Origin of the sequence: Staphylococcus sp. HMSC068C09 (assembly GCF_001813735.1) — a bacterium.
GTDB lineage: Bacteria > Bacillota > Bacilli > Staphylococcales > Staphylococcaceae > Staphylococcus > Staphylococcus hominis.
In genome coordinates this window covers 1-263 of record NZ_KV813757.1, presented here as the reverse complement: position 1 = coordinate 263, position 263 = coordinate 1, and the positions used below count along the sequence as shown (strand labels likewise).

Below are 263 nucleotides of genomic sequence, written 5' to 3'. Positions count from 1 at the left end.
TCTTTTTCTTCTGTTGTCGCATCTGGTGTTTGATCAATTGCTTCTTTCTTGGCTCTTGCAGCATCATCGATTGCTTGTCTTGCTTCTGATTTTTTGATTACTTCTGGTTGGATTGCATTGATTGTAGTTGTACCATTTGTTTTTGCTTCATCCACACCTGAATTATTTATTGCTTCATTGATATGAGCTTTGGCTTCCGTTACTGCTTGGTCTACTTTCGCTTTAGCTGCTTCTTTTTCTTCTGTTGTCGCATCTGGTGTTTG

General features: G+C 38.8%; 1 protein-coding gene. It reads right to left on the bottom strand.

The features are described 5' to 3' along the window. Positions 1-263: DUF1542 domain-containing protein (locus tag HMPREF2930_RS07345; RefSeq protein ID WP_141744511.1), on the bottom strand; the 263-nt coding region annotated here is incomplete at both ends.